Source organism: Sphingomonas adhaesiva, assembly GCF_036946125.1.
GTDB lineage: Bacteria > Pseudomonadota > Alphaproteobacteria > Sphingomonadales > Sphingomonadaceae > Sphingomonas > Sphingomonas adhaesiva_A.
In genome coordinates, this window is record NZ_JAQIJT010000001.1 from 601,047 (window position 1) to 615,207 (window position 14,161).

At 69.2% G+C, this 14,161-nt stretch carries 12 protein-coding genes; 6 read left to right on the forward strand and 6 right to left on the reverse strand.

The window, feature by feature from the left end:
• The first annotated feature begins 1 nt into the window (after nucleotide 1).
• The gene (locus PGN23_RS03035) at nucleotides 2–313 is read left to right on the forward strand and encodes an AtuA-related protein (protein ID WP_335301362.1); all 312 of its coding nucleotides are present in this window, start codon (nucleotides 2–4) and stop codon (nucleotides 311–313) included.
• Here the strand turns inward: PGN23_RS03035 and PGN23_RS03040 are convergent, their stop codons facing one another.
• From PGN23_RS03040 to PGN23_RS03050, 3 genes are all read right to left on the reverse strand, one after another.
• A complete protein-coding gene (locus PGN23_RS03040) occupies nucleotides 314–2,242 on the reverse strand; it encodes an alpha/beta hydrolase domain-containing protein (protein ID WP_335301363.1) in 1,929 nt (642 codons plus the stop codon).
• Between the two features lie 182 nt (nucleotides 2,243–2,424).
• On the reverse strand, nucleotides 2,425–3,093 hold the full coding sequence (locus tag PGN23_RS03045) for a TetR/AcrR family transcriptional regulator (RefSeq protein WP_335301364.1): 669 nt from the start codon (nucleotides 3,091–3,093) through the stop codon (nucleotides 2,425–2,427).
• A 9-nt stretch (nucleotides 3,094–3,102) separates the two neighbouring features.
• Nucleotides 3,103–3,411 (reverse strand): helix-turn-helix domain-containing protein, encoded by a 309-nt coding sequence (locus PGN23_RS03050; protein ID WP_335301365.1) that lies wholly within the window; start codon nucleotides 3,409–3,411, stop codon nucleotides 3,103–3,105.
• A 261-nt stretch (nucleotides 3,412–3,672) separates the two neighbouring features.
• Between PGN23_RS03050 and PGN23_RS03055 the strand changes: the two genes are divergently transcribed.
• The 4 genes from PGN23_RS03055 (at nucleotide 3,673) to PGN23_RS03070 (ending at nucleotide 9,997) form a co-directional block, all read left to right on the forward strand.
• Nucleotides 3,673–4,236, forward strand: coding sequence for a hypothetical protein (locus tag PGN23_RS03055; RefSeq protein WP_335301366.1), 564 nt, complete (start codon nucleotides 3,673–3,675; stop codon nucleotides 4,234–4,236).
• 844 nt (nucleotides 4,237–5,080) lie between these two features.
• Complete coding sequence (locus tag PGN23_RS03060) at nucleotides 5,081–6,262, forward strand: efflux RND transporter periplasmic adaptor subunit (RefSeq protein WP_443019712.1); 1,182 nt, start codon at nucleotides 5,081–5,083, stop codon at nucleotides 6,260–6,262.
• Between the two features lie 14 nt (nucleotides 6,263–6,276).
• Complete coding sequence (locus PGN23_RS03065; RefSeq protein WP_335301367.1) at nucleotides 6,277–9,492, forward strand: efflux RND transporter permease subunit; 3,216 nt, start codon at nucleotides 6,277–6,279, stop codon at nucleotides 9,490–9,492.
• A gap of 58 nt (nucleotides 9,493–9,550) precedes the next feature.
• Nucleotides 9,551–9,997, forward strand: a complete 447-nt coding sequence (locus PGN23_RS03070; RefSeq protein ID WP_335301368.1) for a DUF4126 domain-containing protein — start codon at nucleotides 9,551–9,553, stop codon at nucleotides 9,995–9,997.
• Here the strand turns inward: PGN23_RS03070 and PGN23_RS03075 are convergent.
• Complete coding sequence (locus tag PGN23_RS03075) at nucleotides 9,994–12,444, reverse strand: zinc-dependent metalloprotease (RefSeq protein WP_335301369.1); 2,451 nt, start codon at nucleotides 12,442–12,444, stop codon at nucleotides 9,994–9,996. The two genes, PGN23_RS03070 and PGN23_RS03075, sit on opposite strands and share 4 nt — an antisense overlap.
• A gap of 146 nt (nucleotides 12,445–12,590) precedes the next feature.
• Here PGN23_RS03075 and PGN23_RS03080 point away from each other — a divergent pair, with 146 nt between their 5' ends.
• A complete protein-coding gene (locus PGN23_RS03080; RefSeq protein WP_335301370.1) occupies nucleotides 12,591–13,322 on the forward strand; it encodes an SIMPL domain-containing protein in 732 nt (243 codons plus the stop codon).
• Between the two features lie 126 nt (nucleotides 13,323–13,448).
• On the opposite strand, the gene PGN23_RS03085 is transcribed toward PGN23_RS03080, so the two are convergent.
• Nucleotides 13,449–13,706, reverse strand: coding sequence for a GlsB/YeaQ/YmgE family stress response membrane protein (locus PGN23_RS03085; RefSeq protein WP_335301371.1), 258 nt, complete (start codon nucleotides 13,704–13,706; stop codon nucleotides 13,449–13,451).
• A gap of 94 nt (nucleotides 13,707–13,800) precedes the next feature.
• Entirely contained in the window at nucleotides 13,801–14,100 is a 300-nt protein-coding gene (sciP, locus tag PGN23_RS03090) for a CtrA inhibitor SciP (protein ID WP_335301372.1), read from the reverse strand.
• Nucleotides 14,101–14,161: the final 61 nt, after the last annotated feature.

Here is a 14,161-nt window from a genome sequence, read left to right on the forward strand (position 1 = left end):
CATGCAACTAGGTGAACTTGCCCATATCCGCACCGGCGACAAGGGCGACACGTCGCAGATCAGCGTGATCGCCTTCGATCCCATGCGCTATCCGGCGCTGGCCGCGGGCATGACGACCGACCGCGTACTGGCTCATCTATCGGCCCTGAAGGTTCGCCGCATCACCCGCTACGAACTGCCCGCCCTCGGCGCTTTGAATTTCGTGCTGGAAGGCGCACTGAGCGGCGGCGTCACCCGCTCGCTCGCGCTCGATCCGCACGGCAAGTCGCTCGGCGCGCAGTTGCTCGATCTGGAGCTCCCCGACGGCGGGTGATCAGTCGCGCAATACGGCGCTCGCCTCCGCCTGCCGGACGAGCCGGTCGGCGTCCGCCTGCAACAGCCAGCCTGCGACGACCTGCTCCGCCGCCACCGTGCGGACCCGCGCCACGAACCCGGCATGCGTGCCGTAGCGCGCCTCCAGCGAGGGTCGGTGGTCGTTGCGCTCGCGACGCTCGCCTTCCGTTTTCGCGAATGGAATGAAGCCCCCCGCAAAGCCGCAAGCCTCGCCCGCGCCATAGCCCTTCGCCAGCACGTTCCAGCCGGTAAAGGTGCCGGTCGGCACCAGCAGCTGCACCGCCGGCACGCCCGCGGTCTCGTTGCCGTCGGCATTCACACGGGGCACCCGCTGCGGGATCGTACCGCGCACCCGCGGCGGCTGGGTCGCGACACCGCTCAGATCGCGCGCAACGAGATGCGGGCCGAAATCGTAGGCGGGCATCGTGTTGAGCTTGCCGTCCGGCGTGGGCGCACCCGGAATGCCTTGCCAGCCCATCGCCGCCGCATTCGCCGGCACCAGATCGCCTGCCGCCAGCGTCGGATACCGGCTGGCGGGCGGTTCCTTGCCGGTGCTGACCCAGTCGGCCAGCGCCTTCAGCAACGCGCGCCGGTTCGTCTCGGACTCGATCGGGTTGAAGGGCAGGGTGCAATAGGGGACACCCGGATATTCCGGCCGCGGCTCGCCTGCAACCGGGAAGCCGCCGACGCGCGAGCCGCCGTGCGTGGTCGACGGAAAGTAATAGCGGCGCACGTTCGCGGGCAGGGGGATGTCCGCCTTTGCGTCGGTGCCGATCAGGTCGGGCGACATGCGCAGCCCCCAGAATTCGGCGGACCCGAACGTCTCGACGATCTTCGGGCAGGTCGCGCTGGCGGAGCAGCGATCGAGCAGGCTGGTGGTGCCGAGGCCGCGCGCGCGATCGGTGTAGCGGCCCCACCAGAGCGTGCCCTCGCTGCCCGGCTCGAACGGCCCGGACGCGCCGCCCGGCACCCCGAAGCGCAGGTTCATCGGCAGCAGGCGGCCGGCGATGTTGGGATTGATCCCGTCGAACACGCGGCCGCCCCGGTCGGAGGCGTTGAAGCCGAGCAGGATGAACGTGCGCAGGAAATTGCCCGACTGCGACGTGCCGGTCCCGAGCGACCAGCGCACCAGCCCCGCGACCGGATTGGGTGTGCCGGCATCGTCGGCACGCGCGTGGCGCAGGAAGCTGTTGAGATCGCGAACCGCGGCGAAGCCGGTGCCGAGTACCTTGGGGTCCTTGCCCTCGTAGCGAAGCGTATAGGCCTGACCCGGATCGAACCCGGCGCGCAGGCAGAGCTGCGTCGGATCGGGCGTGCCGGGAAAGGGTGTGGTCCGGCAGTCGGCGAACGCCCAGTCGGCCGCTGCGACCGGCGTCGGCCGCTCGCTGTCGCTGCGCTGGCGGGTCAGCGTCGCGCGCCGCGTGTCGAGCGTCGTCGGTAGGGGGCGCGGCACGCCGATCCCGATCCCGCCGACGATCGCCGTGCTCGACCTGCCCGCGGTAATGTCGGTCAGGCGTTGCAGCACAGGTCCGGTGAGGCCGGGCGCCACCGGCGCGATCAGCGTCTGCCGGCCGGCTTGCGGCGCGATGTCCCCCTGCCACCCGCTGACGACGCGAATGTCGCCGCCCGCATCGGCCGCCACATCGCCATTGCCGCGGTTGGGCACGTCATACCACAGGAAGCCGCTGGCGCGCTTCGGGTCGGCGGGCATCGCGATCGCGAAGGTCGCCGAATAGGCGACCTTGCCATTGGGCAGCCGAAGCGCCCTGTTCAGGTCGGTGATGATCGCGTCATGGCGATCGGCGGGGTCGACTTCGCCCTCATAATGGCCGCGCAGGATGCGATAGGCGGGCGCTCCGGCCCGGACCGCGGCGACGTCGGTCCTGCTCTCGACGATGAAGCGGGTCAATCGGGCATCCGCCGTTCCAGACGCCAGTGTGACCGCCGCCGCCGATAATACTAGGACGCCGCGGCCGGCCTTCACCCTGCGGTCGGTGCGCCTGCTTCCAGCCGATTTCGCCATAGCCCGGTCCTCTCCGTCCCGATGTGCGGGATTATCAGAACCACCGCTCTACTATGAAGGGGCGGGTGTCAAGCGGCGCGCTGTCCCGCGCTGGCCGAATGCAGATACGCGAGGATCATGTCCGCCAGATCCGCCTTCAGCAGTGTCCAGTCGCCCTCGCCGGCCGCCTCGATCGAGGAGCCGAAGCCCAGATAGCGCGCCAGCGAGGCGTAGAGCATCCGGAACGCCGCATCGACCGCGCGGTCGGGGTCGGGATGCAGGATCGCGGCGCGGTGTTCGAGAAAGGCATCACGTACCGCGGTGGCGGTGCGGTTGTAGCTGCCCTTGCCCAGCGCGGCGACGGTCGGATCGTTGCTCGCCCGCAGCATGAACGGCCGCATCTCCGCGGAAAACTCCCGCAAGGCTTCGGCGATACGGTCGACGATCGCAGGCACGAAAGCCTCGAACGACATCCTGCGCTCGCGCACCCCTGCGATCCCGAGAAGCATATTCGAGTCGACCCGGTGCAGCACGCGGATCTGCACCGCGTGGACCATGTCGTCCTTGCTGTCGAACCGGCAATAGATCGACCCGATCGAAACCTTGCCGACCTTTGCCACCTCATTGAGCGTGAAATCGTCCGACCCGCGCTCCGCCATCAGTTGCTCGGCGGTGGCCAGCATCCGCTCGAAGCTCGCCTTGCTGCGCCCCTGCTGCGGCACACGGATCTTCGCCTGCACGACGTCCTGATTTTTCATGCCCCTCCCTTAGCGCAAAATTCGACGGGCAGCGCGCAAAAACCTGAACTCGGAATTCGATGTGGCCCGGTGAAGCTTCAGCGCTGTGTTGTCCCTGCGGAAAACGCTCGCTGATCGACCGGCATGGCGAGTAAGGAAGCGGGTGAAATAGGCTGGATCGGCGAAGCCCAGTGCATAGCCGACCTCGGCAACGGACAAATTGGTATAGAGCAGAGCCCGCTTCGCACCGAGCATCGCGCGTTCGTCCAGTAACGCTGTGTGCGACATCGCGGCGACGCGGGCGCAGGCGGCTTTCGCTTGTCCCCAGCGCCTGCGCATAGGCGGCGATCGGCTCCCGCTGACGCAAGCGCTTGTCGATCCGTGCGCGAAAGCGGACGACCATCATTGGTGAGGACCCGCCAGATGCAGCGATCCGCCGTCCGGCTGACCAGCCGCTCGGAGCGCCGCGATTAAACCCGACAGCAATGTTGCATCGACAGCGGCGCAGTCGCAGTCGCTCGCCATCTGCAGCGGTTCAACATCACTGCCGTCGCCGGCGGCCCGTTTGTCGATCGCTAAAGGGAAGCGAGCGGGGCGCGGGTGATCCCGTCGCTGGAAGTCGGACTACACGACGCGCCGTCTCTCGATCGGATCCGGCAGCTCGCCCGATCCGGTGCGATCAAGATGCTCGGCGAGATCACCACGCAATATGAAGGTGTGTCGCCCGACGACTCCCGGCTGGAATCCTATTGGGCGCTCGCCGAGGAGCTCGATCTGTCGGTCGGCATCCACATGGGTCCCGGGCCGCCCGGCGCGGCGTATCTGGGGGCGCCCGGCTATCGCATGAGCCTCGGCGATCCGCTGCTGCTGGAGCCGGTGACGTTGCACGCCGATCCTCGCGAGATCACGATTGGCGAGCAGTTGCAGGGTGGATCGGGTATGCGCTCGGAGCCGATCTATCGGCATCGGTTCGCCAGCGCCGCGATGCGCGATCGGTTCGGTCGCTGGCTCCAGGCCAGCGACAACCTTCATGTGCTAGAGGGCCTCGTGCAGCTCGCCTACAGCGAGGGGACGAAGGCGCTCAGCCTTGAGCTTGATAGGCTGGCGGCCGCTCCGGTCGCCGCGGCGAAGCGGAACAAGGGTCGCACAATGACGGCAGCGTGACGCCGCTTGCTTCCTCCTCGCCCGACTTGCATCGGGCGAGGACAGCGGCCCCGCTGGGCCAAGGCCTTAAGCACTTTGCATCTTGTATGGCGTCTTTTGCTGTAGCTGCACAGGCATCGGCATTTCGTCGATTACGTGCGATCAGCGGTGCTCGTAACGACCCTCGTCTTGCCCAAGCGAAAGCGCGTTCTGCGGTGGCCAAATCCTGTCCCCGCAACCAAACAAAACATACGTCCGGCGCCTTCGGGCGCCTCTTGTTGTTTCGAGCCTTATCCTACCCCCGCATTTGGAGCGATCAGACGTTCTTACCGCATCTCCGGCTGATCGACCATGCGGGATGTGGAGGATCTGCGCCGTCAGCCGTGAACGACCAGATCGAGACCGCGCCCTTCCTGACGGGGCGCCGCCGTGATCGGCTCGATCAGGCTTCGGATCGCCTGCCGGGCGTCGCCAGCCCCGATGCCGGGTGCGTCCAACGCCTCGGTGACGCGCTCGACGTTCCGCCTGCCGCTTCAACCAGGCTGGGATGCACCGCAATCGCGGGAACGATCGCGCCCCTTCCGGGCCTCTGCCGATTTCGCCGCGCCCGGCCAGCGCCGCCGCGAGTTGAGCCCTCACCTTCGCATCGTCGTGCGCACCATCCTCCTTCACATCGGTCAGTCGCCCGACACACATCATGACGGTGGAACGCCGGCTCGCCGCGCGTTCGCGTGGGCGTTCTCGGTCGCCGCCCTCCGCGCCTCGCGTCCCCGACGCTCGCCACGCTCCCGCGACACGACTGATTTGTCACACCTTGTTTCCGGTGCTCTACAAGCGTAATACACGCCGCGTGGGAAGGGGAGCAATGACGTACGTGAGCGGCAATCTGCAAGGGGAACGACTGGCGATCGACGATTCGTCGGAGGCGACGGTGGTCGGGCGGCGTCGGCGCTGGATGATCCTGCTGGGCGTCGCGGTGATCGTGATCGCGGCGGTAGCGTGGTTCGCGACGCGGGGCGACAAGGCCGCGCCGCCGCCCGCCGCGGCGGATCAGGCGCCCAGCGTCACCGTCATCGTCCCCGGCGCGCAGTCGGTCGCGCGGACCGTGGCGGCGACCGGGTCGCTTGCCGCCAAGCGCGAGATGCCGGTCGGCGTAGCCGGCGAGGGCGGGATGGTCGCGCAGGTGCTGGTGGAGCCGGGCCAGTGGGTCCGCGCGGGTCAGGTGCTCGCGACGATCGATCGGTCGGTCCAGGCGCAGACCGCCGCCAGCCTCGCCTCGCAGATCGGCGTCGCCCGCTCCGATTTGACCCTGGCACAGGCCGAGCTGGAGCGCGCCGAGCAGCTCGTCGACCGTGGCTTTATTTCGAAGGCCGACGTCCAGCGTCGTATCGCGACGCGCGACGCGGCGCAGGCACGGTTGCGCGTGGCGCAGGCGACGCTGTCCGAGCAGCGTGCCCGCAACGCGCGGCTCGATATACGCGCCCCGGCGGCGGGGCTGATCCTGACGCGCGGGGTCGAGCCGGGACAGATCGTCAGCTCGGCCAGCGGCGTCCTGTTCCGCATGGCGCGCGAGGGGCAGATGGAAATGCGCGCGCAGCTGTCGGAAAGCGATCTGCAGGCGATCCACGTCGGTTCGTCGGCGCAGGTGACGCCGGTGGGCGAGCAGCGCAGCTTCGCGGGACGCGTGTGGCAGGTGGCGCCGGTGATCGACCCGCAGTCGCGACAGGGCATCGCGCGTATCCAGCTGTCGTATGACCCCGCGCTGCGTCCGGGCGGTTTCGCCTCCGCGACCATCGTGGCGGGCGGTGCGACCCAGCCGGAACTGCCGCAATCGGCGCTGCTGAGCGATACCCGAGGCAATTACGTCTATATCGTGGACGCGCAGAACCATGCGCAGCGTCGCGACGTGACGTTGGGGACGGTCACCGCGGACAAGGTGGCGATCGCCAGCGGGCTGAGCGGCGACGAGCGGGTCGTTCTGGCCGCCGGCGCCTTCCTGAACCCCGGGCAGCTGGTGAAGCCGGTCGTCCAGAACAAGCGCGGCTGAGGAGCGCGGCGGTCATGGATTTCCGCAATATCTCCGCCTGGTCGATCCGGAACCCGGTTCCCTCGATCGTCCTGTTCATGATGCTGACGGTCGCGGGGATCGTCAGCTTCATCCGCATGGACATCAACCAGGAACCCGACATCGATTTCCCCGCGGTCATCATCCAGATTTCGCAGCCGGGCGCCGCGCCCAGCGAGCTGGAGACGCAGGTGACGCAGCGGGTCGAGGCGGCGGTGCGCACGCTGGAGGGTGTCGACGAGATCCAGTCGACCGTGTCGGAGGGTACATCGAGCACGTTCGTCCAGCTGGCGATCGGAACGCCGGTCGACCGCGCGGTGAACGAGGCGCGCGATGCGGTGACGCAGATCCGCGCGAACCTGCCCGAAGGCATCCTGGAGCCGCAGGTCCAGCGGGTGAAGATCAACGACAACGATCTGGGCAGCTTCACCGCGATCGGCACCGACATGACGCTGGAGCAGCTCAGCTGGTACATCGACAATACGGTGGCCAAGGAGCTGCTGTCGGTGCCCGGCATGGGATCGGTCGAGCGCAACGGCGGGGTCAGCCGCGAGATCCGCGTGATCCTGGATCCCGCGAAGCTCGCCGCCTACGGCCTGACCGCGAGCCAGATCAATCAGCAGCTGGCGCAGGTGAACCTGAACGCCGCGGGCGGCCGTGCGGAGATCGCCGGGGCGGAGCAGTCGGTACGCGTGCTGGGCAATGCCGATACCGCCTATACGCTCAGCCAGTTGCAGATCGCGGCGGGGGGCGGGCGTACGATTCGCCTGACCGATGTCGCGACGGTGCGGGATCTGTATGCCGAGCAGCGCAGCAGCGCCGCGGTGGACGGCCATGCCGCGCTCAGCTTCGACTTCAAGCGCGCGAAGGGCGCGTCGGACGTCACCGTCTTCCGCGAGGCGAAGGCCAAGCTGGACGCCCTCGAGAAGCGCAACCCCAGCGTCCACTTCAAGGTGCGGATCGACGGATCCAAATACGCGCTGGAGCAGTACAAGTCCGCGCTTCACGCCATGATCGAGGGCGCGATCCTGGCGGTCGTCGTGGTCTTCCTCTTCCTGCGCGACTGGCGCGCCACGATGATCTCGGCGCTGGCGATCCCGCTCTCGGCGATCCCCGCTTTCTGGTTCATGGACCTGATGGGGTTCACATTGAACGAGATGACGCTTCTGGCGCTCAGTCTCGTCGCGGGCGTACTGGTGGACGATGCGATCGTCGAGATCGAGAACATCGTACGCCACATGCGCATGGGGAAAAGCGCGTTCCAGGCCTCGATCGATGCCGCCGACGAGATCGGGCTGGCAGTGCTGGCCACCACCATGGCGATCGTCGCGGTGTTCCTGCCGGTCGGGCTGATGCCCGGCGTGTCCGGGCAGTTCTTCAAGAATTTCGGTCTGACGGTCGTGGTCGCGGTGCTGATGAGCCTCGCCGTCGCGCGGCTCATCACCCCGATGATCGCGGCCTATTTCCTGAAGGCCGGCGGGGTCGCGGAGCATGGCGGCGGCCGACTGCTGCGCATGTACGAGCAGGTGCTGGTGTGGACGCTCGACCAGGGCAAGGCGTCCGCGATCCGCGGGCGCGGCGGCATACGGCGCGTGACCGGGTATCTGCGCGACCACCGCGTGTGGACGGTCGGCATCGGCGGGCTCGCCTTCCTGCTGACCGTGTTCCTGTTCACGCAGATCCCGATGACGTTCCAGCCATCGGTCGATCAGCCGCGCAGTGCGGTGACGATCACCATGCCGCCGGGTGCGACGCTGGCCACGACGCAGGTGGCGGTGGACCGGGTCTACGGCTTGCTGCGCAACCAGCCGGAGGTGGACACGCTCTATACCCGTACCAACGTCGGCAGCGGCCGGGTGGTCGCGGTGCTGAAGGAGAAGCGCAAGACGACCTCGACCGAGTTCGAGCGCCGCCTGGCGCCGGATCTAGCCAAGATCCCGGATGCGCGCGTCAACTTCCAGTCGCAGTTCGGTTTCGGTGACAACAACCGCGACGTGTCGATCACGCTGGGCGGTGACGACCCGGTGGTGCTGCGCAGGACCGCGGATGCGCTGGTGAAGCAGATGGCGACGATACCGGGGCTGCTCGCGCCGCGCATCGCGGGCGATCTCAACCGTCCCGAGATCCTCATCAAGCCGCGGCTGGAGCTGGCCGCGCAACTGGGGGTGACGACCGCGGCGCTGTCGAATGCGGTGCGGATCGCGACGCTGGGCGACCTGGACCAGAACAGCGCGCGCTTCTCGCTGAGCGATCGACAGGTGCCGATCCGCGTCGCGCTCGCCGAAAGCGCGCGCGCGCGGCTAGACACGATCCAGAACCTGCCGGTGGCGACGCAGAGCGGCGGTTCGGTGCCGCTCAGCCTGGTGGCGGACATCGGCTTCGGCTCCGGCCCGACGAAGATCCAGCGCATCAACCAGCAGCGCCAGCTGACGATCGGCGCAGACCTCGCCCCCGGCGTGGTGACCAGCAATGCGATGAAGAAGGTCAACCAGCTGCCGCAGATGAAGAACCTGCCGATCGGGGTGCAGCAGCTGACCGTCGGCCAGGCGAAGTGGCAGATGGAGATGCTCGTCAACTTCGTCTTCGCGGTGATCGCGGGCGTCTTCCTCGTCTTCTCGGTGCTGGTGCTGCTGTATCGCCGGCTGCTGCCGCCGCTGGTCAACATGGGGTCGCTGCTGCTCGCCCCGCTCGGGGGGTTGCTGGCGCTGATGGTGGCGGGACAGCCGCTGTCGATGCCGGTGTTCATCGGGCTGCTGATGCTGCTGGGCATCGTCGCCAAGAACTCCATCCTGCTGATCGACTTCGCGCTGGAGGAGATGGCGGCGGGAGTGGCGCCGCGGGCGGCGATCGTGGATGCGGGGCACAAGCGCGCGCAGCCGATCGTCATGACCACGGTGGCGATGGTGGCGGGCATGGTCCCCACCGCGCTGTCGCTGTCGGGCGACGGGGCATGGCGCGCGCCGATGGGGATCACGGTGATCGGCGGGCTGACGCTGTCGACGCTGCTGACGCTGCTGATCGTGCCCGCCGGCTTTTCGCTCGCGATCGGGATCGAGCGGCGTGTCGGGCCATGGCTGGGGCGGCGCCTGCTGACCTATCGTCCCGGCGACGACGGCGCGCGCGTGATCGATCGCGACGCGCCGGCGGGCGCGATCGCGGCACCGCACGGCCGCATCGGTTTCCGCGACGAGGGCGCGAATCCCGCCGAATAGGGAGCCGATCCGCCCGCCGCCGGTTTTTGCCGGCGTCGTCGAGGTGAGGAGAGCGGTGATGTGGCGTTCGATCGTGCTGGGTGCGGTGGCGGGAATGCGCGCGATGACGCCGCTCGCGGTGGTCGCGAACGCCGTCCGGTCGGCGGAATTGGGGCGTGGCGGCGGCATGCTGCCGCGTCTGATGGCGCGTCCGCTGCTCTCGGCCGGGGCGCTGGCCCTCGCGGCGGGCGAGATGGCCGGCGACAAGATGGCGTCCGCACCGGATCGTATCGTCACCAGCGGGATGATCGCGCGCACCGCGACCGGCGCGCTGGCAGGGGCAGCCGCCGCGCCGCGTGATCGACGCGCGCTGGGCGCCGTGCTGGGCGCGACCGCGGCGATCGGCGCGGCATACGCGACCTTCCACCTGCGCATCATCGCGCAGCGCCGCTACGGGCAGTCGGCGACAGGCGCGATCGAGGACGCGCTCGCGCTGGGCGGCGCGGCGCTGGCTGCGCGAATCTAGCCTTCCACGCTGCCGATCGGCATCCCCGGCGGTACCGTGATCGCCGTGGAGCGATCGGCCAGGGCGGCGGCCAGCCGCTCCTCGTCGCGTACCAGCCGCGCGGTGGACAGCGCCCAGGCCCGATCGGCCGGGTCGGCGAAGCGGGCGCCGGCTTGCCTCGCCGCCCAATCCTGCAACGCCTGATCGATCGCGGTGCGCGCCTCGCTACCTGTCGCCGGGGCGACGGCCGCGCGGGCGAGTTCGAGGACGATCCGGGTACCCGTCGCGCGGCGGACGGCGGCGAGGCGGGGGTCGGTAGAAGGCTGTCCGGCGATGGCGAGCAGGCGTTCGGCGACCGCGCCAGGGGAGGGCATATCCCGCAGGCGACGGTGCTGATCGGCCAGTCGCGCCAACCGCTCGGGGGCGAGCAGCGCGTCCAGCGTCACCTGCGCCGACACCTGCGCCGCGACGAGCGGATCGAACACCGCGCTGCCGGCCATCCGCATCACCTCGATATCGGTCTGCCGGTCGCTCTCGCCCGACCAGCCTGCCGACAGCTGCGCGATCAGCCGGTCGGGAATGTCGAGCGCGGCCGGGCTGAGCGTGGCGAGCAGCGCGTCCAGCGCGCCCCGCTGCACGTCCGGGGCGACGGGTGCGGCCTCGCCCCCCGCACCGCCGGCGACCGCATAGGTCGACAGCACCCCGCCGAGCGATTTCGCCGTCGCCTCGACCTGATAGCGATGGAGCAGCCAGACGGGGACGAACTTGCGCCGCAGCGCCGCGACGGGCTCGCCGGCCGAGAGCGCGGCCGGGCCGAAACGCGCGATGGCGGCGGCGCGGACCCGCATCATGCGGTTCAGCTCGGCGGTCGGATCGGCGCCGTCGTCCCACAGGCTGCCCCAGGGCTGCGACGCGGCGACGTTGCGCGCATTCTCGTCCGAGACGAAGCGCAGGCCCCGCCGCTCGGCTGCGTCGGCCTTGGCGCGCGCGGCGGCATCCGGGGCCGCGCCCGTCGGGTCGCCGTACAGCCAGTCGATGGCATAATCGTCCCACGCGCCCAGCCCGACACCGTATGCGTCCGACAGGTCGGGCGCACCGTCGACCAGCCCGATGCGCGGCGCGGGATAGTCCATGACCGAGGCGCGATCCTGCGTGCTGCCGGCGAAATTGTGGAGCAGCCCCAGCGCATGGCCGACCTCGTGCGCGGCGAGCTGGCGGATGCGCGCGAGCGCCACCACCGCGGGATCGTTCGCGCCGCCCTTTCCGGTACCGGCGGCCCCGACCAGACCTTCGTAGATCAGCATATCCTGCCGCACCCGAAGCGATCCGAGCAGCACAGAGCCCTTCAGTATCTCGCCCGTGCGCGGATCGCTGACCGCATAGCCGTAGGACCAGCCGCGCGTTGCGCGATTGACCCAGTTGACCACGTTGTAGCGCATGTCGAGGGGGTCGGCGCCCGCGGGCAGGATCTCGACCCGGTAGGCATCGATATAGCCCGCCGCCTCGAACGCGCCCTTCCACCACGATGCCCCCTCCAGCAACGCGGTGCGGATCGGCTCGGGCGCGGCATTGTCGATATGGAAGACGATCGGCTTCCTGACGCGGGAGCGCGGCGCCGCGGGATCGACCTTTTCCAGTCGGAAGCGGTTGGCGAGGTTGCGCACCACCTGCCCGCCCAGCGGCGCGGCGAAATCCAGGATCTGCGTCGAGAAGCTGCCGCCGCGCGGGTCGAAGGCGCGCGCGACATAGCCGGGCGCGGGGAGCGCGACGAAGCTGTGGCGCACCACCAGCGTAACCTGTCGCGGATCGGGCGCGATGTTGCGCACCTCCGGCCCGGGCGTATCGCTGGCAAAGGTCTGCCGCGCCTCGAACTCCAGGTTGAGGGGGAAGGCGCGCACCGCTTCCGGGTCGGCGGCGCTCAGCGTATCGACCAGCTTCCACCCCTTCTCGCCGGCGGTGTTGAGCTGGGCGGCGATCCCCTTGGTATCGCGCGCCAGGAAGGGGGCGATATCGACCAGCAGGCGACCGTCCGCCGCTTGAGTCAGGTCGCCCAGCCACAGCGTCGAGGTGGCGAAGGCATCGGCCGCTGCCGCCTGTTCGCCCGCCGCGGCGCCGGTCGCGCGGAAGCGGGGGTTCTCCAGCTCGAACGCGATCTTCTTGCCCAGCCGCCGCATGACCAGGATCTGCGCCGGCCCCGGCTGCGCGCGGTCCAGCCCGATCGGCGCCGAGCCGAGCCCCGTGCGCAGCGCGGTGGTGTAGAGCAGTCGGGCGGCGATGCCGTCGCGCCCGGCCGGCGGCAGCGAGAGCAGGATGCGCCCGCCGTTGCGATCGACATGGACCGGCAGCAATCCGTCGAGGCGCTGCGTGCCGGCGAGCGGATCGGCCCGCTCCGCCGCCGCTCCGCGTGCCTGCGCCTGCGCTGCGACCGGCACGCTCGCGGCACCTATCATGATAGCCAAACGGATCATCGCCCACCCCCTGATGCACCATCGTAGAGGGGGCGACTCGCGATCGGCAAGGCGCCTTCGCGCACGATCTTTCCGCGGGGTGGCGCGTTCAGGCTGCGTTCCGCTGCCGGGCAGCAGACGGCGATCCGTGATGATGGGAGGACAAGATGCGTTCGATGACGGCGTTGGTGATGATGGCGACGGCGGCGGTGCCGGCCGTGGCGGCGGCGCAGGTGCAGGTGCCGACCGCGATGGTCGTGCCCGACGGCACCGTGCTGGACGTCATGGCAACCGGGCGCACCACCCGGACGCCCGACGTCGCAACCGTCCGCGCCGGGGTGGTGACGCAGGATGCGACCGCCGCGACCGCGCTGTCGCAGAATGCACAGCGGATGGCCGCGGTCATCAGGGCGCTGAAGGCGGCGGGCATCGCCGACCGCGACATCGCGACCAGCAATGTCGGGCTGTCGCCGCAATATCGCTATGCCGACAATCAGCCGCCGGTCATCACCGGCTACCAGGCGTCGAACACCGTGTCGGTCACGTTCCGCGACGTGAAGAAGGCCGGTCCCGTGCTCGACGCGCTGGTCCGCTCCGGCGCGAACCAGGTCGATGGGCCGGCGATGTCGCTGGCCGACCCCGACGCCGCGCTGGACGAGGCGCGCAGCGATGCGGTGGCGCGCGCGCGCGCGCGCGCCACGCTCTATGCGCGCGCGGCGGGGCTGAACGTGGCGCGGATCGTATCGATCGAGGAAGCGGGCGAGAATGACGGCGGGCGTCCCCAGCCGCCGGTGATGATGCGGGTCAGCGCGATGGCGCAGCGCGATTCGTCGACGGTGGTGATGGCGGGCGAAACCGATGTCACCGCGACGGTACGCGTGCGGTTCCTGCTGAAATAGAGGTGTCGCCGGCGGGCGGCGCAGGCCTCCCGCCGGCTTCGGCAAACAGGACGGGACGCCAAGGCAAACGGAAACGGCCGCCCGGTTGCCCGAGCGGCCGCTCCATCCTTCGCGTCGAAGGAACCGTTAGCGCACGCGGCCGCGGCGCACCAGGTTCACGATCGCGAGCAGGATGACCGCACCCAGCAGCGAGACCAGGAACGAGTAGATCGTGAGCGGCGCATTGTTGATCGAGCCGCCGCTGAACAGCAGGCCGCCCAGGAAGGCACCGACAACACCGACGACGATGTTCAGAAAGATTCCCTGCTGCGCATCGGTGCGCATCAGGATGCTGGCGAGCCAACCAATGACGCCGCCGACGATCAGCCAGATGATGAGACCCATTTCCATTCTCCCCTGCGACGCGCCCGGACAGTGAAGCGCTGTGACAGGAAAGACTCACGACACCCGGTTATTGTTCCGGGCGCGTAGCGGGTTATCAATATTTCTGCTGGCGTTCGTACAGCGTCTTGTAATGCTGAATGCGCGTGACGCGCAAGCCCGGCATGCCGGACCGATCGATCGCGCGCTGCCAGCCGGCGAATTCCTCCACCGTCAGGCCATAGCGCTGGCACACTTCGTCGACGCTCAGCAGGCCGCCGTTCACCGCAGCGACCACCTCCGCCTTGCGACGCACGACCCATCGGGTCGTGTCCGCGGGCGGCAGCGTGTCGATCGTGAGCGCCTCGCCGAGCGGGCCGATCACTTTCGCGGGGCGGATCTTTTGGTTCTCGATCATTCCTAACCTCGGGTTCGGGGCGGGGGGCCCCCTCTCCATCAACTGTCCACCTGCTACGGGT